General features: G+C 71.3%; 21 protein-coding genes and 2 pseudogenes. 12 read left to right on the forward strand and 11 right to left on the reverse strand.

The genetic code is table 11. The annotated features are described in order from the left end of the window. The first annotated feature begins 136 nt into the window (after positions 1–136). Positions 137–1,834 carry a chitinase gene (locus ACFXOM_RS01620; RefSeq protein WP_384932878.1) on the forward strand — a complete coding sequence of 566 codons (1,698 nt, stop codon included), beginning with the start codon at positions 137–139 and terminating at the stop codon, positions 1,832–1,834. Positions 1,835–1,895: 61 nt separating this feature from the next. Here the strand turns inward: ACFXOM_RS01620 and ACFXOM_RS01625 are convergent, their stop codons facing one another. Both ACFXOM_RS01625 and ACFXOM_RS01630 read right to left on the reverse strand, forming a co-directional pair. Beyond that, a complete protein-coding gene (locus ACFXOM_RS01625) occupies positions 1,896–2,222 on the reverse strand; it encodes a hypothetical protein (RefSeq protein ID WP_385036725.1) in 327 nt (108 codons plus the stop codon). Positions 2,223–2,415: 193 nt separating this feature from the next. Next, entirely contained in the window at positions 2,416–3,054 is a 639-nt protein-coding gene (locus tag ACFXOM_RS01630) for a hypothetical protein (protein WP_384932884.1), read from the reverse strand. Positions 3,055–3,360: 306 nt separating this feature from the next. On the opposite strand from ACFXOM_RS01630, the gene ACFXOM_RS01635 reads away from it, so the two are divergent. Then, positions 3,361–4,719 carry a M14 family metallopeptidase gene (locus tag ACFXOM_RS01635; RefSeq protein WP_384932887.1) on the forward strand — a complete coding sequence of 453 codons (1,359 nt, stop codon included), beginning with the start codon at positions 3,361–3,363 and terminating at the stop codon, positions 4,717–4,719. A 272-nt stretch (positions 4,720–4,991) separates the two neighbouring features. Here the strand turns inward: ACFXOM_RS01635 and ACFXOM_RS01640 are convergent, their stop codons facing one another. The 3 genes from ACFXOM_RS01640 to mptB form a co-directional block, all read right to left on the reverse strand. Beyond that, positions 4,992–5,858: an IclR family transcriptional regulator gene (locus tag ACFXOM_RS01640; RefSeq protein WP_384932889.1), complete on the reverse strand. Its 867-nt coding sequence runs from the start codon at positions 5,856–5,858 to the stop codon at positions 4,992–4,994. Between the two features lie 296 nt (positions 5,859–6,154). Next, entirely contained in the window at positions 6,155–7,051 is an 897-nt protein-coding gene (locus tag ACFXOM_RS01645) for a serine protease (RefSeq protein WP_384932892.1), read from the reverse strand. Positions 7,052–7,128: 77 nt separating this feature from the next. After that, positions 7,129–8,625, reverse strand: a complete 1,497-nt coding sequence (mptB, locus tag ACFXOM_RS01650) for a polyprenol phosphomannose-dependent alpha 1,6 mannosyltransferase MptB (protein WP_384932895.1) — start codon at positions 8,623–8,625, stop codon at positions 7,129–7,131. Positions 8,626–9,124: 499 nt separating this feature from the next. On the opposite strand from mptB, the gene ACFXOM_RS01655 reads away from it, so the two are divergent. From ACFXOM_RS01655 to ACFXOM_RS01685, 7 genes and pseudogenes are all read left to right on the forward strand, one after another. Then, positions 9,125–10,102, forward strand: coding sequence for an alpha/beta hydrolase (locus ACFXOM_RS01655; protein ID WP_385036727.1), 978 nt, complete (start codon positions 9,125–9,127; stop codon positions 10,100–10,102). Beyond that, entirely contained in the window at positions 10,095–11,273 is a 1,179-nt protein-coding gene (locus ACFXOM_RS01660) for an acyltransferase (RefSeq protein WP_385036729.1), read from the forward strand. Before ACFXOM_RS01655 ends, ACFXOM_RS01660 begins: the two co-directional genes overlap by 8 nt. Position 11,274: 1 nt before the next feature. Continuing rightward, complete coding sequence (locus ACFXOM_RS01665) at positions 11,275–12,582, forward strand: sensor histidine kinase (protein ID WP_385036731.1); 1,308 nt, start codon at positions 11,275–11,277, stop codon at positions 12,580–12,582. Then, complete coding sequence (locus ACFXOM_RS01670; protein ID WP_384932905.1) at positions 12,579–13,250, forward strand: response regulator; 672 nt, start codon at positions 12,579–12,581, stop codon at positions 13,248–13,250. Before ACFXOM_RS01665 ends, ACFXOM_RS01670 begins: the two co-directional genes overlap by 4 nt. 103 nt (positions 13,251–13,353) lie before the next feature. After that, positions 13,354–13,614, forward strand: a pseudogene (locus ACFXOM_RS01675) (Scr1 family TA system antitoxin-like transcriptional regulator); the annotation flags it as partial. A 107-nt stretch (positions 13,615–13,721) separates the two neighbouring features. Beyond that, complete coding sequence (locus ACFXOM_RS01680) at positions 13,722–13,961, forward strand: DUF397 domain-containing protein (protein WP_384945994.1); 240 nt, start codon at positions 13,722–13,724, stop codon at positions 13,959–13,961. Next, positions 13,958–15,349: a cytochrome P450 gene (locus ACFXOM_RS01685; protein WP_385036733.1), complete on the forward strand. Its 1,392-nt coding sequence runs from the start codon at positions 13,958–13,960 to the stop codon at positions 15,347–15,349. Before ACFXOM_RS01680 ends, ACFXOM_RS01685 begins: the two co-directional genes overlap by 4 nt. 66 nt (positions 15,350–15,415) lie before the next feature. Here the strand turns inward: ACFXOM_RS01685 and ACFXOM_RS01690 are convergent. Next, positions 15,416–15,634: pseudogene (locus ACFXOM_RS01690) on the reverse strand (peptidoglycan-binding domain-containing protein); the annotation flags it as partial. 440 nt (positions 15,635–16,074) lie between these two features. Between ACFXOM_RS01690 and ACFXOM_RS01695 the strand changes: the two are divergent. Further along, positions 16,075–17,121, forward strand: a complete 1,047-nt coding sequence (locus ACFXOM_RS01695; RefSeq protein WP_384932913.1) for a type III polyketide synthase — start codon at positions 16,075–16,077, stop codon at positions 17,119–17,121. A gap of 161 nt (positions 17,122–17,282) precedes the next feature. On the opposite strand, the gene ACFXOM_RS01700 is transcribed toward ACFXOM_RS01695, so the two are convergent. From ACFXOM_RS01700 to ACFXOM_RS01710, 3 genes are all read right to left on the reverse strand, one after another. Continuing rightward, positions 17,283–18,383 carry a M20 family metallopeptidase gene (locus tag ACFXOM_RS01700; protein ID WP_384932915.1) on the reverse strand — a complete coding sequence of 367 codons (1,101 nt, stop codon included), beginning with the start codon at positions 18,381–18,383 and terminating at the stop codon, positions 17,283–17,285. A gap of 56 nt (positions 18,384–18,439) precedes the next feature. Next, the gene (locus tag ACFXOM_RS01705) at positions 18,440–20,095 is read right to left on the reverse strand and encodes an alpha/beta hydrolase (RefSeq protein ID WP_384932918.1); all 1,656 of its coding nucleotides are present in this window, start codon (positions 20,093–20,095) and stop codon (positions 18,440–18,442) included. A gap of 171 nt (positions 20,096–20,266) precedes the next feature. Further along, positions 20,267–20,896: an alpha-ketoglutarate-dependent dioxygenase AlkB gene (locus ACFXOM_RS01710; protein WP_384945999.1), complete on the reverse strand. Its 630-nt coding sequence runs from the start codon at positions 20,894–20,896 to the stop codon at positions 20,267–20,269. A gap of 135 nt (positions 20,897–21,031) precedes the next feature. Between ACFXOM_RS01710 and ACFXOM_RS01715 the strand changes: the two genes are divergently transcribed. Both ACFXOM_RS01715 and ACFXOM_RS01720 read left to right on the forward strand, forming a co-directional pair. Then, positions 21,032–22,243, forward strand: coding sequence for a pyridoxal phosphate-dependent aminotransferase (locus tag ACFXOM_RS01715; protein ID WP_384932924.1), 1,212 nt, complete (start codon positions 21,032–21,034; stop codon positions 22,241–22,243). 82 nt (positions 22,244–22,325) lie between these two features. After that, the gene (locus ACFXOM_RS01720; RefSeq protein ID WP_384932927.1) at positions 22,326–22,721 is read left to right on the forward strand and encodes a hypothetical protein; all 396 of its coding nucleotides are present in this window, start codon (positions 22,326–22,328) and stop codon (positions 22,719–22,721) included. Positions 22,722–22,815: 94 nt separating this feature from the next. Here ACFXOM_RS01720 and ACFXOM_RS01725 read toward each other — a convergent pair whose 3' ends face one another. Then, positions 22,816–23,943, reverse strand: a complete 1,128-nt coding sequence (locus ACFXOM_RS01725) for a glycosyltransferase (RefSeq protein ID WP_384946001.1) — start codon at positions 23,941–23,943, stop codon at positions 22,816–22,818. Between the two features lie 323 nt (positions 23,944–24,266). Beyond that, positions 24,267–26,123 carry a phosphoenolpyruvate carboxykinase (GTP) gene (locus tag ACFXOM_RS01730; protein WP_384932931.1) on the reverse strand — a complete coding sequence of 619 codons (1,857 nt, stop codon included), beginning with the start codon at positions 26,121–26,123 and terminating at the stop codon, positions 24,267–24,269. Positions 26,124–26,186: the final 63 nt, after the last annotated feature.

Below are 26,186 nucleotides of genomic sequence, written 5' to 3' on the forward strand. Positions count from 1 at the left end.
TGGACCCGACGGCGGCGGCAGCCGCAGGACTTGACAACCTGATTGGTCTGGACCAGCTTGTACGCCCAGCGGTGGCCACCGTTCGAGCACTCCGTGCATCCCCCACTCACCACCCCATCCCCACCGGAGGCAGCAAGTGGACCGCACCTCAGGCGTACGCAGATGGCTCCGCGGGGCCCTGGCAATGGCCGTCGGCGCCGGCCTCGGCATCGCGGGCGGTGCCGGCACCGCGCGGGCCGCCGACGTGAACGTGGCGAAGAACACCGGTTTCGAGTCGGGACTCACCGGCTGGACCTGTTCCGGCGGGTCCGGGACGACCGTGTCGTCACCCGTACACGGCGGCACCGCGGCACTCATGGCCGTACCCGCCGGACAGGACAACGCAAGGTGCGGGCAGACCGTCGCCGTCAAGCCGGGTTCGACGTACCGGCTGAGTGCCTGGGTGCAGGGCTCGTACGTGTACCTCGGGGCCAGCGGGACCGGTACGACCGACGTCTCGACCTGGTCGCCCGGGGCGCCCGGGTGGTCGCAGCTGCACACCACCTTCACGACGGGCCCGAGTACGACTTCCGTGACGGTCTACACCCACGGCTGGTACGGGCAGGGCCCGTACCACGTCGACGACGTCGCGGTGCTCGGGCCGGACGGAGGTGGCGGCACCGACCCCGACCCCGCGATGCCACCGGTTCCGGCGGGTCTGACGTCCGGTGTGGTCACCTCGTCGTCGGTGGCGTTGAGCTGGACCGGGTCCGCCGGTGCGACCGGGTACCACGTGTATCGCGACGGCACCAGGGTGCAGGCGGTGTCGGGCACCTCGGCGACCGTCACGGGGCTCGCCGCGGCGACCTCGTACCGGTTCCAGGTCTCCGCGACCAACGCGGCGGGCGAGTCCGCGAAGTCGACGCCATTGACGGTCACGACGGCCTCGGGCGGCACCCCGGGGAACCCCGCGGTGCCGAAGCACGCGCTGACCGGCTACTGGCAGAACTTCGACAACGGCGCGACCGTGCAGAAGCTGCGCGACGTCCCGTCGCAGTACGACATCATCGCGGTGTCGTTCGCGGACGCGACCGCCACACCCGGCGGCATCGGGTTCACCCTCGACCCGGCCGTCGGCTACGGCTCGGTGGAGGAGTTCACGAACGACATCAGCGCCAAGAAGAGCGCCGGGAAGTCAGTCGTCCTCTCGGTCGGCGGCGAGCGCGGCAACGTCACGATCAACAGCGACGCCTCGGCCACCGCCTTCGCCGACAGTGCGTACGCCCTGATGCGGAGCTACGGTTTCAGCGGTGTCGACGTGGACCTGGAGCACGGCATCAACGCCACCTACCTGACGAAGGCCCTGCGGCAGCTCGCCCAGAAGGCGGGCCCCGGACTCGTGCTGACGATGGCTCCGCAGACCATCGACATGCAGTCCACGTCGACCGCGTACTTCAGGACGGCCCTCAACGTGAAGGACATCCTCACGGTCGTCAACATGCAGTACTACAACAGCGGTTCGATGAACGGCTGCGACGGCAAGGTGTACGCCCAGGGTTCCGTGGACTTCCTCACCGCACTGGCGTGCATCCAGCTGGAAGGCGGTCTCGAACCGTCCCAGGTGGGGCTGGGCGTGCCCGCGTCACCGCGGGGAGCGGGCAGCGGCTACGTCGACCCGCAGGTCGTCAGGAACGCGTTGGACTGCCTGGCCCGCGGCACCGGCTGCGGCTCGTTCAAGCCCGCGCGGACGTACCCCGGGCTCCGCGGTGCGATGACCTGGTCGACGAACTGGGACGCGACGGCCGGCAACGCCTGGTCCAGCGCGGTCGGCCCGCACGTGCACGCGCTCCCCTAGCCCTGGCACGGCCCTTCGACCCGTGCGGCGGCGCGGTCCTGCGGTGCGGCGGCGTCGACGCTCAGCGGTAGGTCAGGTAGTAGTGGACCACGGGAGCGATCTCCTCCAACCACTCCTTGAGCACGGCCTTGCGGCGGGCGACGACCCGGGTTTCGTAGAGCATCCCGCCGGGATGGGCGACCGCCACCATCAGCACGGTCCCGTAGGGGGCCGGGGCGAAGTGGACGGTCGAGACGGCGGACCACGGGAGGTCCAGGGTGTGGCCGTCGGCTTCCAGGGACACTCCGCGGGCGTCGACGACCACGGAGTTGGCGGGGTCGTGCGCGACGAACTCGGGGTCGTCGGGATGGGGTGGTTCCTGCGGTGCGGGGTACCTGTACGGGGGCACAGGACCGCCGTACGGCTGCGGCGGCCCGAACGGGGGCGCGCCCGGCCCGTACGCCTGATGCGGTCCGCCGTACGGCGGCTGCCCCGGGAGGGGTATCGGTGGGCCGAAACCGGGGGGCGGCGCCGCCCCCCGGCTCTGCTGGTCGGGGGAGCCGCCGTGGGTCATGCACGCCAGTATGACGGCCCGTCCGCGGCTACCAGGTCGCCACCGTCGGTCCGTCCTTGGCTCCGAAGCCGACGTCCACCGTTCCGTGGTCGTCGTACACCTCGCGGCGCCAGGCCGCGAACGCCTTGGCGATACGGGTGACGTCCGCGTCCTCGGTGCCCTGGGCGACGTCGATCCGGGCTTCGCCCGCGGAACCGGACGTGCGCATCCGGACGCGTTCGACGTGGGCGGGCAGGTCGTCGTCGAACGGATCGGCAGGCCCTGCGAGGTGGGCGATGAAGTCACGCCGGAGGTCGTACCACCCTGGCGGGCAACCCTCGTCGGTCGTCTCGTCCGTTCCGGTGCCCGGCGAGGTCTCGTCCGTCGTCTCGTCCAGGCCGGTGGAGGCGTCGTCCGTGGTCGCGTCCGTTCCGTCGTCGGGGGAGGTCTCGTCCGTCGTCTCGTCCGTCCCCGTGTTCGTGCCCGTGGAATCTTCCTCGCTGGTCTCGTCCGGCAGTTCGCCCGTGTCCTCGTCGGTGGGCGGCTCCGGCGTCCCGGAACACGGCTTCGCGGACGGCGGCGGCGGAGCGGCCGCCACTTCCTCCTGGCCGCAGGACGCCAGGGCGGCACAGGCGGCAACGGTCAACGCTGCGGTGACGGTCCGTCGTACGACTCCATCGATTCTCAATGGGTCCCCCTTTTGATCGGATACCCATCATTACAGGCCACTTCAGTGAGCACATACGATCACACAGCAGGACATCCCTCCGGAAAGCCAAGGGGACGGTTCCCTGCGCCGACGCCGTGTCGCGGGGACAACCACCGACGGGCGGCTGTACTTTCACAAACCACCCGGTTATTGACGCCTCGTCAGACAGGTGGCCGGCGCACTCTCTTGACCGGGCCATGCCATGCCTTCACCATGTGCCCGACAACCGGCACCACATGCACGTCGCACTGAGCCACCCCCACGACTCCCCACCCAGGAGACTTCATGCGACTTCGCATAAGAGGCAGTAGCAGAAGGTCCGCCGGCCGGTCCGCGTCCTTCGCCGCACTCCTCGCCGTGGCCCTCGCCGTCCCGATCACGGCTACGGCTTCCCCCGCCCCGCAGCCGACGAACGCCACGGCCTCCACCACGCACGACGAACAGGTCCGGCAGTACCACGTCCACGGGCCGTCCACGGCCGCCGAACGCAGTGCCGTCGCGGCGACCGGCGTTTCGATCGACGAAGCGGACGAACACTCCCTGGTCGTCAGCGCCACCCCGGCACAGGCCGAGCAGCTGCGCGGGATCGGCCACTCGCTCACCCTTCTGCCCGCCCCACCGGCGCGCAGGGCGGCAGGTGCGGCCGACACGGCGTTCGACTTCCCGCCCGCGGACGCGAAGTACCACAACTACGCCGAGGCGAACACGGAGATCGACCAGCGCATCGCCGCGCACCCCGAGATCATGAGCAAGCAAGTGATCGGGAAGTCCTACGAAGGCCGGGACATCGTCGCGGTCAAGGTCAGCGACAACGTCGCCACCGACGAGAACGAGCCCGAGGTCCTGTTCACCCACCACCAGCACGCCCGCGAGCACCTCACCGTCGAGATGGCCCTCTATCTGCTGCGGGAGCTCGGCGACGGCTACGGGAAGGACTCCCGGATCACCGACGCCGTCAACGGCCGGGAAATCTGGATCATCCCGGACCTCAACCCGGACGGCGGCGAGTACGACATCGCCACCGGCCGCTACCGCAGCTGGCGCAAGAACCGGCAGCCCAACTCCGGTTCCCGTTACGGCACGGACCTCAACCGCAACTGGAACTACAAGTGGGGCTGCTGCGGCGGCTCCTCGGGCTACACCGGATCCGAGACCTACCGCGGCACGTCGCCCGAGTCGGCTCCCGAAGTGAAGGTCGTCGCCGACTTCGTGCGCTCCCGGGTCGTGGGCGGGAAGCAGCAGATCACGGCCGGCATCGACTTCCACACCTACAGCGAGCTGGTCCTCTGGCCGTTCGGCTACACCACCGCGAACACCGCGCCCGGCATGACCCAGGACGACCGGGACGCCTTCGCAACCGTCGGCCAGAAGATGGCCGCGAGCAACGGCTACACGCCCGAGCAGTCCAGCGACCTCTACATCACCGACGGGTCGATCGACGACTGGCTGTGGGGCAACCAGAGGATCTTCGCCTACACCTTCGAGATGTACCCGACCGGTTTCGGGGGCGGCGGCTTCTACCCGCCGGACGAGGTCATCGAGCGAGAGACCAGCCGCAACCGCGACGCGGTGCTCCAGTTGCTGGAGAACGCGGACTGCATGTACCGGTCGATCGGCAAGCAGCAGCAGTACTGCACGAACTGATCGGGCCGTGCCGTGGCGCCGGGCCTCCCGGTGCCACGGCACCGCCGTGTCGCGACGGGGGGTGCTGCGGTTCCGTCCCGTACCGGACGGGTCCGGTCGTGGCCCACCCGGGTCGTGGCCGGTCGCCGGGACGGCGTGCGGCCTGCCTCGTGCCCCGCGCGGCCGCACCGGCAGACTGCCGGCCCGGACGCCCCCGGGCTCCGGGGTCCCGCAGCTCTGGCGGCAGCACCGGCGGCAGCAGGACGGGGAGGGCGGGTGCCGGGACGGCGGCGTCAGGGCAGGACGGCCGGAGAAGCCGCCGCGGGCCCGGCGGTGCCGATGGGACGCGGACCGCTCCCGGGCCCCTCGCCCGGACCGGCCCCGGCCCCCGCTCTCCCCGGGGCTGCGTCCATGTCGCCGTCCGCCCCCGAGTACTCCTTCGTGATCGTCCCCGCCGTGCGCCGCACCAGTGGTAGGAGGGTCAGCAGTTCCTCAGCGGTGGCGACGACGTTGGGCGCCGAGACCGACAGGGCGGCGACGACCCTCCCGTCCGCGCCGTGGACGGGGGCCGCGACGCAGTTGATGAACTCCTCGTGACCGCCGAAGTCGGCCGCCCAGCCCTGCCGGTGCACGGTCGCCAACTCCTCGAGGAACGTGGCGGCGTCCGGGGTCGAGTGAGGCGTGTACATGGGGTAGTCCAGGCGTTCTGCGAGGGCGCGGCGTTCCGGTTCCGGCAGGTCGGCGAGGAGGATCTTCGCGACGGCACTGACGGTGACGGCGACGGGCTCACCGATGCGCGAGTACATCCGCACGGGGTCACGACCGTCCACCTTGTCGATGTGGAGGACCTCCTGCTCCTCGTGGACGGCGAGGTGGACCGTGTGCCCGCACTCCTCGTTGAGGGCGACGAGGTGGGGATGGGCGATCTCGCGGACGTCGAGCTTCTCGACGGCCTGCTGCGCCAGGGCGAAGAGTCGGATCCCGAGGCGGTAGCGCTGGTCCGGCTGGCGGTACACGAGACCGTGTGCGTGCAGCGTGCGGAGGAGGCGCAACGCCGTGGACTTGTGGACGTCCAGCCGCTCGGCGACCTGCCCGAGGTCTGCGGGTCCCTGTGCCAGCAGCGGCAGGATGCTGAGCGCGCGGTCGACGGTCTGGCTCATGACGTACGTACCTCCTCCGTGGCCTGCGCGGCTGCCGTCCAGCCGGGGCCGAGGTGAAGTGTCCCTCCCGGGCGGTCCACAACGGCGGACGACGGGGGCGTGCCGCGGCGACAGAGTGGCGGACCGCGGGCGGACCGGTGCCGTCGAGGGGCGGTGCGCGCACGGCGGCCGGAGCGGTGGCGTCCGGCCGCGGGCGGGGGTGCGGCGGCGTCCGGCGCCCGCGAGGGGGAAGCCCCGGTCCGCGGCCCTTCGCCGGGGACCGGGGCTTCCCGGTGTGTTCGTCGCCCGCGCCCGCGTCACCGGGGCTTCGGCAGGGTGCACCCCTCACGTTCCAGGTCGATCTTGTTGCCGGTGCCGACGCAGGGAACGATGATGTAGGTCTGCTCGGCGTAGTTGATGCCCTTGCGGACGGTCACGTTGCCGTTCTCGTCCACCTCGCAGGGGTTGTTGATCGTGCAGCGACCGCCGTCCTCGTTGCCGGTGTTGTTGACGGCCACGACCTTGCCGGTGGCGGCGTCGACCACCGGCGACCCCGAGGTGCCACCGATGACGTTGCAGCTGGAGGTGTAGCGGACCGAGTCCTTCCAGGTCCACGCGCCTTCCTTGAGCCGGTAGGCGAACCCGTCGATGTTGCAGGTGTAGATCCGCTTCCAGTATCCGGACACCACCTTGATGGCCGTGCCCTGGACCGGGCGGTCCGCGTTCAGCTCCAGGGCCTTGATGCCGTAGCGGCTCTCGATCTGGGCGTAGCTGGTGCTCAGCTCGTAGAGTGAGACGTCGGTGTCGGTCATCGTCGCATAGGCGACCTTGCTCGCCCTGAGCGTGGCGACCCTGCTTCCCGAGGAGTTCAGGAGGCTGAAGGAGCGGCTGGAGGGCTGGTCGACGATCACTTCGCCGGGTCCCGGGAAGCCGCTCTCGAGACAGTGGCCGTTGGAGAGTACGAGTGCGGGGTCGTTCGGCTGCGAGTCGGGCGTGCGCACGACCGAGCCCGAGCAGTTGCTGAGCGCCACGGTCCCGGCGAAGTTGACGGCCTTCGGCTTGACCGCGCCGGAGGCGGGGGCGGCTGCCGTGACGGATCCGACCGCCGCGTCCGCGGGAGCGGAGGTGTCGGCGGGCGCGGCGGCGATCGCGGGCGCGGCTCCCGCTCCGAGGAGCGCGAGCGAAACGAGCGCGCCGACGAGAGGCTTGTTCATGTGGGGGTCCCCTCTTGCGACTTGCGCGGTCCGGAGTGGGTTCCGGACTTGTCATGCGCATTGTCGAGGGGTGTGCTTCAGCCGTTCAAGACGCTCTTTTCGGCCACCGTCACCCCGGGAGCCCCAGGGAGACGCTCGCGCCCCCTGCGCAAGGCCGCCACCCCCACAGCCCCCGCAATCGCAACGAGCACGAACCCGTACGGCGGCGTGTGACCCGAGGGCTGGGTCTCGTACACCAACGCCGCGGAGAGGACCGTCAGCACCCGGACCACCCCGTCGTCCGCCAAGGCGGTCGCGGCCACCACCGCCGTCCCCCACAGCAGGTACCACGGCTGCACCATGGGCGATAGCCCGACCAGCAACAGCAGCGACAGGCCCAGACCGTGCACGGGGTCGAGCCTCGGACGGCCGCGCCAGGGCCGCAGCGAACGCAGGGCGAGGAAGGCGATCGCCACGACCGCGGCGGCGAGGAAGGCGCTCTGCACGGCGCCCTTGACCGCGGCCGGGTCCACACCGACCGACACGCCCAGCAGCCACCCCGCCAACTGCCCGAGGTCGCTGGACGGGGAGAGCGGAGTGTGAATGGTTGCCGCGACGCTCTGCGTCCGCAACCAGCCGAAGCCGGTGCCGCCGAGCACGGACGCGAAGACCGCGACGACGACGGCAACGAGCCACGGGCCGATCATCCCCGTGGCCGCACGCCACCCCGACGATCCCGCGCGCTGCCGGACCACGAGCACTCCGATGAACAACAGGGCGACCGCCGCCGGTGACTTGACCAGCACCGCCAGGGCGACGACGGCGCTGCCGGCCGCCCAGTGGCCGCGCAGCGCCAGGACCACACCCGTCAACGTGAGACCGACCATCAACCCGTCGTTGTGCGCACCGCCCACGACGTGCAGCAGCAGGAGCGGATTGAGCACCGCGAGCCACAGCGCGTGTGACTCGTCGGCCCCCCGGAGCGCCGCGAGTCGTCGTACCGCCCAGGCGATCACGACGAGCGCGGCGACGGCGGTCAGTCGCATCCCGGTCACGGCAGGCACGACGGTCCCGCCGGTGAGCGCCGCCACCGCCTTCGCCAGGAGGAGGAAGACCGGCCCGTACGGCGCGGGAGTGTCCGTCCAGTGGCCGCCCACGCTGGCCGCCGCGTCCGCCCCGATCGAGTCCGCTGTGAGGACGGACGGCCCGTGTGCATAGGCGTCGTGACCGTCGAGGACCATCGCCCCTTGGGCTATGTAGCTGTAGACGTCCGCGCTGTGCAGCGGCGGGGCGAGCAGGAGCGGCGCGGCCCACCAGGCGAGCGTGCCGAGCGTCTCGCGCACACCGACGCCCCCGCCGCGGGCGGTCAGCCTCCCGCGGCACCACCAGGCGAGGACGAGCAGCGTCAGTCCGACGTACGCGAGCACCGCGCCCGCGACGGTCGCCGTGGTACCGCGAGGTACCCACAGCCCCCAGGGGTCACGGGCCGGGAGGGCCCCCGCCACCGTGCCCCCGACGGCGATCGCCAGCGACCCGAACGCCCCCAACCAGCGCGTTCCGGCCGCGCCCTGCATCCACTTGAGCAGTCGGTTCATTCCCACCCGGTTCGCCGGTTCGCACGGATGGCCGAGACTACAGCCCCCGCCGGCACCTCCCCCGAGGCGCTCGCCGCGCGGGAAGGGCGGGCGGGCGGCGCGCACGGATCGCGCCGGCCCTTTCCCTCCCCGTCCTCGCCCTGCACCGCGTGCCCGGCCCGCTCCGCCTCCCCGCCCGGTACCCGTACTCGTACTACTCGGGAGCTACGCCGCAGGACCGCTCCCCAGGGTGACGCCGACCACGGAGCGCGATCCATAGCTTCTCCACCGGGGCTCGCGCCGGACCCCACTGCGGCACGCGCCGGCAGACCGCAGCCCCGACGCGCGCCGGCAGGCCGCACCGGACGCCCGGCGGCCACGCACAACACCACCGTCGGACCGGCACTCCGGTGGTACGGCGCACGACCGAGACCGACCACCGCCGGCCCGACATCCGGCAGCCACGCAACCCGACCGACTCCGGTACGCCCCGACGGGTATCCGGTCAAGGAGAACTTCCATGTCCCTTCGCTCGCGCAGCAGACGCCCGGGCCGCGCCCTCATCGCCTCGCTCGTGGTCGCGTCGGTGGCGCTACCGCTGGCGGGAGCGTCCGGCCCTTCGGCCGTCCCGGCACCCGTTCCACCCGCCCTCGCCCCCCTGAAGGCCGCGACGCCGGCCGCCCTCACCGAGCGCTACGCCGACAACCGGGACGGCATCCGTGCCGCCGAGCACACGGCCGCCGGCCACGGCGACCTACGGCGCGCCGCGGCCCTGCGTGCCATGGCCTCCCCGGCGCGGCAGTTCCTCTCCTTCGACGGCCGCGACGGGGGCCGCACCGCCGAAGTGTTCGGCGACCTCTCCACGGCCGAGCGGATCGCCGTCCTGGTCCCCGGTTCGGACACCGGCCTCGACACCTACGGGCGACTCCGCGCGGGCGCGGCGGCCCTCCACGACGAACTCGGTGCGCGGTCCGCCGTCATCGCCTGGCTGGGATACCGCACACCGCACACGATCGGCCCCGACGTACTGACCCCGGGCCGCGCCGAGGACGCTGCGCCGCTGCTGCGGTCCTTCGTCGCCGAGCTGGCCGCCCTCCGGCCCGGTGCCCGGACGTCACTCGTGTGCCACTCGTACGGCTCGGTGGTGTGCGGGCGGGCCGCCGCCGGGGACGGAGTGGCCGGGGTCGCCGCCATCGTCCTCTACGGCAGCCCCGGCGCCGGGGCCGACGACGTCGCCGCGCTGAACACCACGGCCACGGTCTGGGTGGGCCGCGCGACCGCCGACTGGATCGATGAAGTCCCGCACGGACATGTGCGGCTGCCCTTCGCGGACGTCGGGCTGGGTGCCGACCCGGTCTCCCCGGAGTTCGGCGCCCGCCCGTTCGACGCCGGCGACGGCGGACACAGCGACTACCTCGAGCCCGGGTCCGTACCCCTCCGGAACATCGCCCTGATCGTCGCCGGACGGCTCCCCTCCGAGGCGGACGGAAATGCGTGACCTCGTCCGACGCATCGCCTCCGCGACCCCCCGGGACCGCGACCGCGCCGTCGACGCGCTGCGCGCCCTGGCCATCCTCGGCGTGGTCCTCGGCCACTGGCTGGTGACGGCCCTGGTCGCCGACAGCGGCACCGTCCGCGTCACCAGCCCGCTGCAGCACCTGCCCCGACTCGCCCCGGTGTCCTGGGGGTTCCAGACCCTGGCGGTCTTCTTCCTCGTGGGCGGACACCTCGGCGCACGTGGGTACGCCACCGCCCGCGCCCGAGGGGAGACCTACGGGCGTTGGTTACGGGCCCGCATGACCCGCCTGTTCCGGCCGGTCGGCGCCGTCTTCACCGTATGGGCGACCACGGGGGGCCTGCTACTCGCCTCCGGGGTCGGGCTGGAGACCGTGCACACCCTGCTCACCCTCGTACTGTCGCCGCTGTGGTTCCTCCTCGTCTTCGCGGCGCTGACGGCAGCCACCCCGCTGGTCGCCCGGCTGAGCCCGCTGTGGCCGCTGGCCGTCGTGCTCCACGTCGACCTCGTCCGCTTCGGCCTGGACGGCGGCGCCTGGTCGGACCGCATCGGCTGGGTCAACGTGGCGGCGGGCTGGCTCGTCCCGTACTGCCTGGGAGCGGCATGGGCCCGGGGCGGCCTGCGATCCCCCGCGACCCGGTGGACGCTGCTGCTGGGCGGCGGCACGGCCACCGCCGTCCTCGTCCTGACCGCCGGCTACCCGGCGTCCATGGTCGGCGTTCCCGGCGCGGAGATCTCCAACCTCAGTCCGCCCACCCTCGCCGCCGTCACCTTCGGGCTCGCCCAGTGCGGCGCCGCGCTGCTGCTGGTCGATCCGCTGCGGCGGTTGCTGCGGCGCCCGGCCGCCTGGGCGACCGTGGCACTGGTGAACCTCTCCGCGATGACCGTATTCCTCTGGCACCAGACCGCGATGATGGCCGTCACCGCGATCGGGCTGACCGCCGGACGCCCCCTGCCCGGGCTGCACACCGTCCCCGACGGTGCGGGCTGGGTGCTCGCCCGGCTGGCCTGGCTCCCGGTGTTCGCGGTCGCCCTGCTCGTGTGTTGGACGGCGTTCCGCACGTACGAACAGAAGCGGCGGGTGAGCCGCGGCGGCTCCCGGGTCGTCCGAGGACACCGGGTCCCCCGGCCGACGGCCGAGAGACGTCCTTAGGATGCGGACCGTGAACGAGGGGGGCGGAAGGGCCGCGGGGGTGCGGACGTTGGCGGCGGCGCCGCGCGTCCTGCGCGACGACCTGTGGACGCTGGCTCGCGACCCGTTGCCGCGCCGGGGCTGGCTCGGATGGCTCCCGCACGTCCACTTGGTGCTGCTTGCCCTCCTGATGCTGTTGCTCAACATGAACGACCTCGCCGACTCGGGCCCGACTCCGCCGGTCGTGAGCCTGCTCGCCGTGCTCCAGACGGCGGCACCGATCGTGTCGTTGTTCCGCCCTGCACCCGCCTGGTGGCTGTCGACGCTGGCGCTGTTCCTGGTTCCGCTGTTCCGGTGGAACGTCGATCCCGACGCGCACTGGCCGTGGACCTTCGGCGGAATCGTGCTGCACACCCTCGTCCTGCTTCTCCTCTCCCTGCGGGTCCGCCCCCTCGCCGCCGTCACGGGGCTGGTGGCCACGGTCCTGCCGGGGCTGTTCCACCTCGCCGCTCCGCCACCCGAGTACAACGGAGTCCTCACCGAGTGGGGTCTGATCTCCTTCTCGAGCGCCGTGGTCATCGGCACCTCGCTGCGCACGCGGAGGGTGGCGCAGGAACGACTCCTCGAACAGCAGGTCCTCACCGCGGAGGAACGGGCCAGGCGCACCCTCCTCGAAGAACGCAACCGCATCGCCCGCGAGCTGCACGACGTGGTCGCCCACCACATGTCGGTGATATCGATCCAGGCGCAGGTCGCACCGCACCTGGTCGAGAACCCTTCGGACGAGCTCAGGGAGAACCTCGCGGGCATCCGCGAGAACGCGGTCGAGGCACTGACCGAACTCCGCAGGGTCCTCGGCGTGCTGCGCTCCGAGGACGCGCTGGCCGACGGGGTGCGGCACGCCCCGCAGCCCACCCTGGACCGGTTGGACGAACTCGTCGGCAACGTCCGCGGTGCCGGTCTCGCGATCACCACGGAGACCACCGGCGAGCGGCGTCCGCTGTCGCCCGGCGTCGAACTCTCGGCGTTCCGCATCGTGCAGGAGGCGCTGAGCAACGCGATGCGCCATGCCCCCGGAGCCCGCGTCCGCGTCGAACTCGGCCACCGGCCCGACGGCCTCACCCTCCGGGTCACCAACACCGCCCCCCTCAGCGCGCCACCGGCCTCACCGGGAGCCGGCCACGGACTCCTGGGCATGCGCGAACGCGTCGCCATGTTGGGCGGCCACCTCATCACGGGGCCCACTCCCGACGGCGGCTGGGACGTCACGGCGCTCCTGCCCGCAGCCGGACCGAAGCCGCCCGCCCGACCAACCGAGGACCCCGTATGACGCCCTCCATCCGCGTGCTGATCGCCGACGACCAGATGATGGTCCGCCAGGGATTCACGGTACTGCTCGACGCCGAGCCCGGCATCGAGGTCGTCGGCCAGGCCGTGGACGGGCTCGACGCGCTGGGCAAGGTCGCCGAACTGGCCCCCGACGTCGTCCTGATGGACATCCGCATGCCCGAGCTCGGTGGTATCGAGGCGACCCACCGCCTCACCGCGGCCGGAGCCGCCGTCAAGGTGCTCGTCCTGACCACCTTCGACCTCGACGAGTACGTGTACGAGGCACTCCGCGCCGGCGCGTCCGGGTTCCTGCTCAAGGACGCATCGGCGGACGAACTCGCCCACGCGGTACGCGTGGTGGCGGCGGGAGACGCCCTGCTCTCCCCTCACCTCACCAAACGGCTCATCGGCGAGTTCTCCCGGGTGACACGGGCGCCCCGCGCCCCGCGCAAGGACCGGGTCGGCAGCCTCACGGAGCGCGAGACCGAAGTGCTTTGCCTCATCGCCCAGGGGCTGTCGAACGCGGAGATAGCGGAGCACCTGGTGGTCGCGGAGCAAACCGTGAAGACGCACGTGAGCCGCATCCTGGTGAAGCTGGGGCTGCGCGACCGCACCCAGGCCGCAGTCCACGCGTACGAAACGGGGCTGGTCCGCCCGGCCGGTTACTGAGCGCCGCCGGTACGGACCCGCCGACCGCCCCTCGACGACGACACGACCGAAGAGCGGCTGCGCGCCGGTCCGGAGCGTCAGGCCTTGCTCACGAGGAGGCCCCCCGGCAGAGTGTTCGTTCGTCATGCACGAAGCCGCACCGTGCGGCACGGCAGGTGGCCCGAAAACGCACCGAGAACGACTGCTGCACCTCGTCGACACGGCTGCGGTGCGCCACGTGTCCGTTCAGGTACTACCGTTCAGTGCCGGGGCCCGTCCGGGACCACCGGAGCCATGGTCTTGCCGGAATCCAACGAGCACGAGTTCCTCGCACGCGTCGAGGGACAGTCGATCAGCGAACCGGCCGGAGACCGCGATCGGGTAGGTGCAGCGACGCGGCAAAGTGGCACGGCCCGAATGGGGGCCTCCAGCACCGAGAAATCTGCACGCTTCAGCATCGGCACGCTTCATCAAGCGGATGGCGGACGAACTATGAGCGATGAAATGCACGGGTGGACGTCGGGCTACGACGGCACGGAAGGCAGCGCCTGCATCGGCGCAGGGCTCGATTGGCGGCAGTCCACCCACAACGACGACCAAGGCGGCCGCGTCGAGGGCGCCGGCTGCCCCCACAGCCCGCACGTCCGTGACTCCCGGCTCGGCGGCGCGAGCCCCGCGTTCGCCGTCGTCGCGGGGGCGCGGGCCGCTTCCTTGGGCGGTGTCACCGGATGACGACCGCCGCCGGCAAGACCGCCACGGGGCAGACCGCCCCCGGGCCCGCCGGGTTACCCTTCCTCGGCTCAATGCTCGACCTGAAGCGGGACTCCCTGGGCACCTACCTCAACGGGCAGCGGGAACACGGAGACGTGGTCCGGTTCACCGCGGGCCCGCCCGGACTCCGATTCCAGTTGTACGGAGTGTTCTCAGCCGAGGGCGCCCAGCAGGTACTGGCCACCCAATCGGCCAACTTCCGCAAGGACAACGCCTTCTACCAAGAGGTTCGGGAGTCCTTCGGCAACGGCCTGCTGACCAGTCAGGACGAGGACTACCTGCGGCAGCGCCGCCTCATGCAGCCGCTGTTCACCCGCCGTCGCGTCGACGGCTACGCCGGGGCCGTCACGGACGAGACGACCGCGCTCCTGGCGCGCTGGCGCGGTGCACCGGACGCTACGGTCGACCTGGTCGACGAGATGACCCGGCTCGCGCTGCGCGCGGTGGCACGCATCCTCTTCGGCGTGGACGTCGAGGAGGCGGTCGACGTCGTGGAGCGCTGTTTCCCGGTCATCGGGACGTACACGCTGCGCCGCGGCTACTCGCCCGTCAACCCGCCCCGCAGCTGGCCGACGCCGGGCAACCGCCGGGCCGCCGCCGCAATGGAGGAGTTGTACGCGGTGTGCGACCGGATCATCCGCCAGCGGCGGGCCGATGGCACCTCGGCGAAGGGTGACGACCTGCTGAGCCTGCTCGCGCAGGCCGGGAGCACCGAGGACGGCAGCCTGGACGCCTCGGAGATCAGGGACCAGGTACTGATCTTCCTCCTCGCCGGGCACGAGACGACGGCCACGTCCCTCGCGTTCGCCCTGCACCTCCTCGCCCGCCACCCCGAACACCAGGCCAGGGCACGTGCGGAGGCGCAGCACGTGCTGGCGGGCCGGACGCCCGAAGCCTACGACATGGATGCACTCCCCTACCTGACGCAGGTGCTGAAGGAAGCCATGCGGTTGTACCCGGCGGCACCGGTCATCGGCCGGCGGGCGGTCGCCGCCACGGAGATCGGCGGTTACGAGATCCCCGCGGGGGCGGACGTGATCGTGGCACCGTGGGTGACGCACCGTCATCCGCACTACTGGGAGGAACCGGAGCGCTTCGACCCGGAACGGTTCGCGCCCGGGGCCGAGAAGGCCCGGCACCGGTACGCGTGGTTCCCGTTCGGGGGAGGCCCGCGGGCCTGCATCGGTCAGCACTTCTCGATGCTGGAGTCCGTGCTCGCGCTCTCGATGGTCCTCCAGGAGTACGAACTGCGGGCGGTGGACCCGGAGGTGCCGGTTGACACGGGGATCACCCTGCGCGCGGTCGGATCCGCGCGCTGCCGGTTGGACCGTCTCGGCCGGCAGGCGTAGTACGCGGAACAACGAGTCGGGAAGGAGGCGGGACCCCCGGTGACGTGCGCCGCTGGCCGCTCCCGGTCAGCGGCTGGGGAGAGCAGCGAGGCAGTTCCCGTACACGGCCGGCGCCACGCGGCTGTCGTGCGCGGCGAAGTTCAACATGGCCTGTCCGGTGTCCTTGCCGACCACGCCGTCGACGGTGAGGCGGTAGCCCCCGTACTGGTTGGCCGCTGCCTGGAACTTCCTGACCGCCCGGTACGTGTCGGGACGGAAGCGCCCGTCCTCGGCGATGGCCGGCTGGTAGTACCCGTAGAGGTCGGCGAAGACCTGAGCGCACCAGACCGCTCGGGGGACGTTGCGGTAGCCGTACCCGACGTAGGGCGCGTCCGGGTTCGCCGTGGCGCTCGTGGTGGAGGGCGAGTGAAGCGCCGACCACCGCCGGCGTGCGTCCCGTCGCGCGCCGTGTGCTGCTCACGTCCATGGAGATCCCCGTATCGCCATCTGTGAATGATCGTCACATTCTGGACACTGGCCCGCTGTTGCCCGTCCCCGCACCGGGCGCCGTACGCGGGTGCGTCCCGTGACCCGCCCGGCGTGCACCGGCCGTCCACGCCGCTGGGCCCCGTGCTCCGCGGCCTCGGGGCAGCGGCCGGCATGCGCCGGTCGCCGGCGCGGCGTAGCGTGGAGCCCGGTGAGGCGGCACCCACGAGGACGGACCCACGGATGTCGGGAGGAGATCCATGGCGGTCCTGTGCAAACCGGCGGTGGCGGTCCCCGAGCACGTCATCACCCGCGAGGAGACACTCGACCTCGCACGGCGGCAGCACGCCGACCACCCCCGACTCCCCCTGGTCGTGCGCCTCATCGCGAACACCGGCGTACGGAAGAGACACCTGGTCCGGCCCTTGCCCGAGGTGCTCCGGCACCCCGGTTTCGAGGCCCGTAGCGCGGTCTACGAAGCGGAGTCCAAGGCCCGCGTGCCCGCCGTGGTACGGCGCGCCCTGGAGCACGCGGAGCTCTCACCGCAGGAGATCGACCTGATCGTCTACGTGTCCTGCACGGGTTTCATGATGCCGTCGCTGACCGCATGGCTCGTCAACGCCATGGGCTTCCGCCCCGAGACGCGCCAGCTGCCCATCGCGCAACTGGGGTGCGCCGCAGGCGGTGCGGCCGTCAACCGGGCGCACGACTTCTGTACGGCCCACCCCGGCGCCAACGCCCTCGTCGTCGCCTGCGAGTTCTGCTCGCTGTGCTACCAGCCGACCGACCTCGGCGTGGGATCACTGCTGTCCGACGGCCTGTTCGGTGACGGGGTCGCCGCGGCGGTGGTCCGCGGCAGCGGCGGCACCGGGGTCCGGCTGGAGCACAACGGCTCGTACCTGATCCCGCACACCGAGGACTGGATCTCGTACGCCGTCCGGCCCACCGGATTCCACTTCCGACTCGACGCGCGCGTGCCCAGGACGATGGAGCAGCTCGCGCCCGCGCTGTACGCACTGGCGGAACAGCACCAATGGAACGCCTCCAAGCTGGACTTCTACATCGTGCACGCGGGCGGCCCGCGGATCCTCGACGACCTGAGCCGCTTCCTCGACGTACCCCCCGACGCGTTCCGTTTCAGCCGCGCCACGCTCACCGAGTACGGCAACGTCGCGAGTGTCGTGGTACTCGACGCCCTGGCCAGGATGTTCGACGAGGCATCGGCACTGGAGGGACAGCGGGGGCTGCTCGCCGGTTTCGGACCCGGTATCACCGCCGAGATGTCGCTGAGTACCTGGACCGGATGACGTCCGGACCGGTGCGCGGTGCTGCGACCGGCCTGGACGTGGTAGCGGTAGCGGTAGCGGTACGGATCGATGCACCGGCCCGGCGGGGACCGGGTACCGCACCCACCGGCCCGCAACGGCCGGGACCGTGCGGCGTGGGGCCACGTCGGCGGACCGTTCTCCTACCGGCGGCTGATCTCGTCCACCAGTCCCGCGATCAGGTGCGCCCGCTCGACCATCGCCCCGACCACCAGGTACTCGTGGTCCGCGTGGGCGCCACCCCCGACCGCCCCGAGTCCGTCGAGCGTCGGCACCCCCAGTGCGGCCGTGAAGTTGCCGTCGCTCCCGCCACCGACCGCCTCGCCCTCCAGCCCTGGAAGAAGTTGCTCGGCCAGCGCGAAGAGCCGGGCCGACGCGGACTCGGGCATCGGGGGACGGCCGACGGCCCCTTCAACCACGATCTCCGCCCCGTCGAGGTGCGGGGACAGCGCGGCGAAGGCGGCTTCGACCCGTTCCTTCTCGTCGGCCGATTCCACCCGGACGTCGACGACGACGGTCGCCTCCGCGGGAACGACGTTGTCCAGCGTTCCTGCGGACGCGACGGTCGGGGTGACGGTCGTACCGACCTCGGGCCGGCCGAGCGCCGCGATGGCGAGCACCTGGTGCGCCGCTTCGACCAGCGCGTTGACCCCGGCCTCGGGTTCGAGTCCGGCGTGCGAGGCGCACCCCGTGACGCGGACCCGGAAGGTGCCGCAACCCTTGCGGCCGGTCTTCACCGCTCCGCCGTCGGCAGCGCCTTCGACCACGAGCACGGCGCCGCAGGCGAGGGCGCGTTCCTCGATCAGGGGCCGGGATGAACCGGAGCCGACCTCTTCGTCTGCCGTGACCAGGATCTCGACTCCCGACCGGTCGTCGAGCGTCGCGAGTCCGTGGACGGCCTGCACCAGACCGCCCAGCATGTCGAAGACCCCCGGGCCCGTCACCCGCCCGTCCGCCACCGTGAAAGGGCGGCGCTCCAGGGTACCGAGCGGGAACACCGTGTCGTGGTGACCGAGGACGAGGACCTGCGGATCACCGCCTCCCGACCAGTGGACGTGGGTCCCGCCCGTGCCCTCCAGGAGGACCGCCCGCCCTCCGAGGCGGCTCTCGATGACGGCGGCGACGGCCTCGGCCGAGGCGGCCAGGGCATCGAGGTCACGCGAAGGGGACTCGACGTCGACCAGTGACCTGAGGTCCTCGACCATCGCGTCGACACTCAACCGGACGGCCTTGCACATCGTCATGCCGGCCAGGGTAATCGGCGCACCGTCGGACGAACCCGCCGTCGGAGGGCCCGGGTTCACGCCCGCCGGACGACTGTGCGGCCGCTGCGGAGGACTCCGGGGAGGTGGCCGGCCTTCCCTCCCCCGCCGGTGTCGAGTCCGCCCCGCGGCCTGGGGTGTGTGAACGGGGCCTCGTCCGGACGGCAGACCGTTCCGGCCTTCGGCAGCACCCCGTCGACGAGGTAGCGGCTCTCGTAGGCGTCGGCGCAGGAGCTCGGATTGGTCAGCGCGGCGTGTCCGTAACCGTCGACGGTGAGCAGCCGGGCGTCCCCGAGTTCGCGGGCCAGGGCCACGGCGCCCTGGTAGGGGGTGGCCGGGTCGTAGGTGTTGTTGACCACGAGCACGGGGCGGGCGGTGGGACGGTCCCACGGGCCCGTGTACGGATCGGCGGCCGTCACGGGCCAGGTGGCGCACGCCTCGGTCGCCCACGCCGCCACCCGTCCGACGTCACCGGAGCGGGCGTAGCCGAATTCCTCCAGGGCTGGGTAGAGCCGCGGATCGCGGGGGTTCGGGCTCTCTGCGCAGCGGATCGCCTCGATCTGTTCGTAACCGGGATACGGGGGCGGGCCCTCCTGTGGGGCGGGGGTCTCCGGCTCGCGGTACTGCCACAGGTCCTGCAGGGCGGTGGCCAGTGAGGTCCACTGGGGATTGACGGCGTACAGGTTGTCGACGACGGTCCCGACGGTCCTGCCATAGGTCCAGGCCCCCTGCGGAGCGGTCTGCAGGCGCCGCATGAGCCGGTCGAACTTGCCGCGGGTGGCGGCCGGGCTTCCGGCGGAGAAGGCGCACCGGCCCGTGGGGCTGCGTCCGCACAGGTCGAGGAACTGCCGGAGCGTGGCGGCCGAGCCGAGGTCGGCGCTGGTGCGCTGGAAGGTGGTCAGGCGCGGGTCGGTGCGGAAACCGTGGTCGACCCAGGCCCGGGGGTCGATGTTGGCGTCGAGGACCATGGCGCGGACCTGGGCGGGGAAGAGGTTGGCGTAGACGGCCCCGAGGAACGTGCCGTACGAGATGCCGAGATAGTTGAGCCGGGGGTCGCCCACGGCCCGGCGCAGGCGGTCGAGGTCGCGGGCGGTGTCGGCCGTGGAGACGTGCCGCAGCAGTTCGGGGTCGCGCTGCGCGCACCGCCGGCCGAGTTCCTCCTGCGCCGTGATCCAGGTCGTCCGTTCTGCCTCGCCCACCGGGAAGCCGACCGGGAGCCGCCGCTGGAAGTCGATGGCTTCCTGCGGGGTGTCGAAGCAGCGGACGGCGGTACTGTCCCCCACGCCCCGGGGGTCCCAGCTGACGACGTCGAACCGTCCGCGCACCTCTGCGGGGATCGCCTCGTAGACGAGGGGGAGCGCCTTGGTGCCCGCCCCGCCCGGACCACCGGGATTGAAGAAGAGGGTGCCGACGGTGCGTCCGGGGCCTGTCGCCCTGCGCCTGATGACGGCCAGTTCGATGGTGCGCGCCGCGGGCCTGCGGTAGTCGAGCGGCACCGTGGCGGTCGCGCAGTCGAATCCTGGTGCGTTCGGGCACGGGCTCCAGGACAGCGGTGGCGGGGGTGGGCCCGAGAAGGGGCCCGGACGGGCGACCCGGGCGGGGCCGGATCCCGTCACGGATGCCAGGCAGACCATCGCCGCGGCGCTGGCGGCCGCCCGGCACAGGCGGCCCACCGCGGTCCCGGATATGTGCACGGGTCGTCCCTTCGCCGGGACGTCCATGAGCGTCCGCCTGCATCGAGGGGCTTTCGTCCCGATACGAACGCGATCCGGTCCTGCGGGCAACCCGCGTGCGGCCGAATGGCGGCCGGGGCGTCCGGCTCCCGCGGCGTCGCGCCCCGGGCCGTCGACTCCGGCCGTCTCGGGTCAGTTCACCCCGCGGGGCCGGAACTGGACGCTGATCCGGGGCCCCACCGCCCGCGCTGTCTTCGGCACGGCGTGCTCCCAGGTGCGCTGGCAGGACCCGCCCATCACGACGAGGTCACCATGCCCGAGGGGTCTGCGGACGCGGGCGCCCCCGCCCCGCGGCCGGAGCACCAGGTCGCGCGGGGCGCCGACGGAGAGGATGGCGACCATCGTGTCCTCCCGGGATCCGCGTCCGATGGTGTCGCCGTGCCAGGCGACGCTGTCGTGGCCGTCGCGGTAGTAGCAGAGGCCCGCGGTGACGAACCGCTCGCCGAGTTCGGCCGCGTAGTGGACGGAGAGCGCGTGCCTGGCTTCGGCGAGGACGGGGTGCGGGAGGGCGTCGCCTTCCCGGTAGTGGGCGAGCAGCCGCGGCACGTCCACCTCCCGCTCGTACATCTGGCGCCGCTCGGCCCGCCAGGGAACGGAGTCGGCCAATGCCTCGAACAATGCGTCCGCGCCGTGCAGCCAACAGTCCAGCGCGTCGAGCCACGCGCCGTCGCCGAGGACGGTCCTGCGGACGTCCGCCAGTGGATCGAGGCGGATCTCGTCGTTCTGGTCGAAGAGCGAACCCTGCAGGTGGACGGCCGTCATGGCTCCAGAGTAACCAGAAAACCGAACATACGAGCTAATGATGCACCGTCGTGAACACGGCGGACCGCCACCCCTGCGGGCGACGTGTCCCAAAACACGAAGCGACCCGACCCGGGCGGCCGTAAGCTCCTGAACATGCAGGTGATCCAGTCGACCAAGCTCGCCAACGTCTGTTACGAGATCCGGGGCCCGGTGCTCGATGAGGCGATGCGGCTTGAAGCCGCAGGTCACCGCATCCTGAAGCTGAACACCGGCAATCCCGCCGCCTTCGGCTTCGAGTGCCCGCCGGCGATCCTCGAGGACGTGCTGCGCAACCTGGGCGACGCCCACGGCTACGGCGACGCGAAGGGCCTGCTCAGCGCACGCCGCGCGATCGTGAGCCACTACGAGACCAAGGGCATCCCCCTGTCGGTCGAGGACGTCTACCTCGGCAACGGCGTCTCCGAGCTGATCCAGATGTCGATGCAGGCGCTGCTCGACGACGGCGACGAGGTGCTCGTACCGGCACCCGACTACCCGCTCTGGACGGCGGCCGTGTCGCTCGCGGGCGGGACGGCCGTGCACTACCGGTGCGACGAGCAGTCCGAGTGGATGCCGGACCTCGCCGACATCGAGCGGAAGATCACCGACCGCACCAAGGCGCTGGTGATCATCAACCCGAACAACCCGACCGGCGCGGTCTACGACGACGAGGTACTCCGGGGCCTCACCGAGATCGCCCGCCGCCACAACCTGGTCGTCTGCTCGGACGAGATCTACGACAAGATCCTCTACGACGGGGTCACCCACACGCCGACCTCGACCATCGCGCCCGACCTGCTGGTCCTGACGTTCAACGGGATGTCGAAGAACTACCGGATCGCCGGCTACCGCAGCGGCTGGCTCGCGGTCTGCGGCCCGAAGGCACACGCTGCCTCGTACATCGAGGGCTTGACGATCCTGGCGAACATGCGCCTCTGCGCGAACATGCCGGCCCAGCACGCCGTGGCGGCCGCACTGCAGGGTCGACAGTCGATCGAGGACCTGGTGCTGCCCGGCGGCCGGCTGCTGGAGCAGCGGGACGTGGCGTACGAGCTACTGACGCAGATCCCCGGCGTGACGTGCGTGAAGCCGAAGGGCGCGCTCTACCTGTTCCCCCGCCTCGACCCGGACGTCTACAAGATCAAGGACGACCGCCAGATGGTGCTCGACCTGCTGCGCGCCGAGAAGATCATGGTCGTCCACGGGACCGGCTTCAACTGGCACGAGCCCGATCACTTCCGGATCGTCACGCTGCCGAACACCAAGGACCTCGCGGACGCGGTCACCCGCATCGGGACCTTCCTCGACGGGTACAGCCAGCCCTGACCCGGAAATCTTCGGACTGCACTCAACTTTAGACGAAATCCAAGCTAGGATGGTCCCAGAGCTATTGCAGAAGGGCCGTCCCATGTACGAACCGATCCGCTCGAAGTCGGTCCACTCGACGGCCGGTGAGGCCGATGCGCGCGACTTCCCGCACCGCAGTCGCGAGGAAGAGCTGGACATCCAGCTCGCAGGCCATCTCGCGGCCCTCCTCACCGTCACCGACGAGCTCGGGCTCGACGCCGCCGGCGAGCGCATCGCCGAGCAGGTGGCCCGGCTGCGCGGTGCACCGCCCGTGCGCCGCGCGGGGCTGAACAGCGGCTCCGCCGCAGAGCTCCACGAGCGTGCCCTCGCGCTCGCCGGACGAGCCCTGGTGGTGGCCGCGTCGCGCGCCGACACCGCCGCCGCGATCCTCGCGGCCGAGTGCATGGACGCGCACACCGCCGCCCTGCGCGACGCGCAGCTGATCGGCGCCCCCTGACGGCCCCGGTCCGCGGGCCGTGGAGGCGCGCGGACCGGGTGCCAACCCGTGGCTCTCGGACGGGTCGGCCGCACCGCGCCACCGGGTGGTACCCCTACCCCCGCTTCCTTCCTCGGGCCTTGGACTTCACCGCTCCGCCGCGGCTCGCCCGCCCCGGTGCGGAACGCGCCGGCTTGAGGACCGCGGAGAGGCGCCGGACGGCGAACTCCCGGTTGGCGAGCGCCTGCAACCGGTGGGCCTCGGGAAGGCCCGGCAGGGCCAGCAGACGGTCGCACGCCTGGAGCGACCCCGCCCAGTCGCCCACCCCGTAGGCGCTGATCGAGTACTCGAACAGCAAACCCCAGCGGTACACCCAGGGGGTGACGAACAGCAGGTCGTCCGGGACCGGCCTGCCGAGCCCGGCCCGGGCGAAGGCGTGCGCCGCATGATGGCGCCCCTGGTTGCGCAACCGCGCGGCCAGCTCGTAGCAGGCTTCCAAACGTCCCGGACGTGACTCCCATGCCTTCACCAGGGCGTCCATCCCACCGGGCCAGTCCCCGGTATCGGCCTTCAGGACGCCCACCTGAAGCAGCGAGTAGTAGACCTCCTCCTCCCAGCCCCCCATGTCGGCGCGGCGCTGGTAGAGGTCGACGGCTTCCGGAGCCCGACCCATGTCTCGCATCGTCTGGGCGAGGTAGAAGACGGTCCGGGCGTTGTCCGGGTCCCGCTCCAGCTCGGCGCTCAACAGGCGTGCGTCGCGCTCGAACTTGTCGTGACGCGACCCCCCGTCGGCGAAGTCCTCGATGAACAGGGCGTCGAGGCTCTCCTGACCGGCCGGTTCGTCCGTGGTGAGGTACTCGTGGGTGACGCCTTCGTAACGCCAGTGGATGTCCCCCCGGACCAACCGCTTGATGCGGTACTCCATCTCACCCGCGTGCCGCAGCATGTACGCATCACCCGTCAACGGCGGGAGGGGCCCGTTCTTCCTGATCACGAGGTCGGCGTCGAGCAGCAGCAGGTAGTCGGCCTTCCCCCGCGCATGACTGATGTTCAGGCTCCGGTTGTGGCCGAAGTTCTCCCAGGGCTCCTCGTGCAGCTCCCCCGGAACGCCCGCCAGTGCCGAACGGATGAGCTCCTGGGTCCCGTCGGTGGAACCGGTGTCGGAGATCACCCAGTAGGAGATCAGGTCGCGCACTGACGCCAGGCACCGTTCGATGACGCCGGACTCATTCTTCACGATCATGCAGAGGCACATGGACGGCTTCACAGCATCACCAATCAGCACGTGTACGTGCGCGCGATGCTAAGCACCCCCCTGGACGGCATTCCTCTGGCACGCCGACGTGTACCTCCGTCGGGCCGATGCCGCTCATCCGTTGAGCTCGCCGGGCGAGCGCGACGGCCGACCATGGCCCTCCCGTGCAAGCACCGTGTCGTGCCGGGGATCTCCCGGGCACGACACCCGTGCGTCCACGGGCCGCGGGCCGCACACAGCGGAGACGGGCCGGGGCCCGCTCCGTACGCCGTTGTACGGTGCGGGCCCCGGCCTCGACTCCGAGTGGGTGTTCAGCCCAGTCGGGCGACCAGTGCGCGGTACTCCTCCCACAGCTCCTTCGGGGTGTGGTCACCGAAGGTGTTGAGGTGCTCGGGCACCAGGGCGGCCTCTTCGCGCCACACGTCGGCGTCGACCTTGAGCAGGAAGTCCAGGTCCTCCTCGGCCAGCTCCAGGCCGTCGGTGTCCAGGCTCTCCTTCGTCGGCAGGATGCCGATCGCGGTCTCGACGCCCTCGGCCTTGCCCTCGAGTCGCTCCACGATCCACTTCAGGACGCGGCTGTTCTCGCCGAAGCCCGGCCAGACGAACTTGCCCGCGTCGTTCTTGCGGAACCAGTTCACGTAGTAGATCTTCGGGAGCTTCGAGGCGTCCGCTGCCTGGCCGACCTTGATCCAGTGGGCCATGTAGTCGCCCATGTTGTAGCCGCAGAACGGCAGCATCGCGAACGGGTCGCGGCGCAGTTCGCCCACCTTTCCCTCGGCAGCGGCGGTCTTCTCGGAAGCGACGTTCGCTCCGAGGAAGACACCGTGCTGCCAGTCGAAGGACTCGGTCACCAGCGGGACGGCCGAGGCGCGGCGGCCACCGAAGAGGATCGCCGAGATCGGCACTCCCTTGGGGTCCTCCCACTCCGGGGCGGCGATCGGGCACTGCGCGGCCGGGACCGTGAAGCGGGCGTTCGGGTGGGCGGCCGGGGTGCCGGACTCCGGCGTCCAGTCGTTGCCCTTCCAGTCGGTGAGGTGGGCGGGGGTCTCCTCCGTCATGCCCTCCCACCAGATGTCGTTGTCGTCGGTGAGCGCCACGTTGGTGAAGACCGCATTGCCCCACAGGGTCTTCATGGCATTGGCGTTGGTGTGCTCACCGGTGCCGGGCGCGACACCGAAGAAGCCGGCCTCGGGGTTGATCGCGTACAGGCGACCGTCCTCGCCGAAGCGCATCCAGGCGATGTCGTCGCCGATCGTCTCCACCGTCCAGCCGGAGATGGTGGGCTCCAGCATGGCGAGGTTGGTCTTGCCGCAGGCGGACGGGAAGGCAGCGGCCACGTACTTGGGCTCGCCCTGTGGCGGAGTCAGCTTCAGGATGAGCATGTGCTCGGCGAGCCAGCCCTCGTCGCGCGCCATGACGGAGGCGATGCGCAGGGCGTAGCACTTCTTGCCGAGCAGGGCGTTGCCGCCGTAGCCGGAGCCGTACGACCAGATCTCGCGGGTCTCCGGGAAGTGCGAGATGTACTTGGTCGAGTTGCAGGGCCACGGGACGTCCGCCTCGCCCTCGGCGAGCGGCGCGCCCAGCGTGTGAACGGCCTTCACGAAGAAGCCGTCGGAGCCGAGTTCGTCGAGGACGGCCTGGCCCATGCGGGTCATGGTGCGCATGGAGACCGCGACGTACGCGGAGTCGGTGATCTCAACGCCGAGCGCGGACAGGGGCGAGCCGAGCGGCCCCATGCAGAACGGTACGACGTACATCGTGCGGCCCTTCATCGAGCCGCGGAATATCCCCTCGGAGCCTTCGGCCTTGGAGGCGTCCGCACCGGGCTCACCGGTGAAGATCTTCTTCATCTCCGCCGGGGCCTTCCAGTGGTTGGTCGGGCCGGCGTCCTCCTCCTTCTCGGAGCAGATGAAGGTGCGGTCCTCGACGCGCGCCACGTCGGTCGGGTCGGAGGCCGCGTAGTAGGAGTTCGGGCGCTTGATCGGGTCCAGCTTCTTGAACGTGCCCTTGGCGACGAGCTCCTCGCACAGGCGGTCGTACTCGGCCTCGGAGCCGTCGCACCAGACGATCCTGTCCGGCTGCGTGATGGCTGCGATCTCGTCGACCCAGGCGATGAGTTCCTGGTGGTTGGTGGGGACGCTGCTGGGAGCCGCGATGTCGCGCGCCACGATTGCTCCTAAATGAGGGGTTTGAAGTTTGTTGCCCCGTGGGGGCTACGACCCGGATGCTTC

Origin of the sequence: Streptomyces sp. NPDC059169 (assembly GCF_042755225.1) — a bacterium.
Lineage (GTDB): Bacteria > Actinomycetota > Actinomycetes > Streptomycetales > Streptomycetaceae > Streptomyces.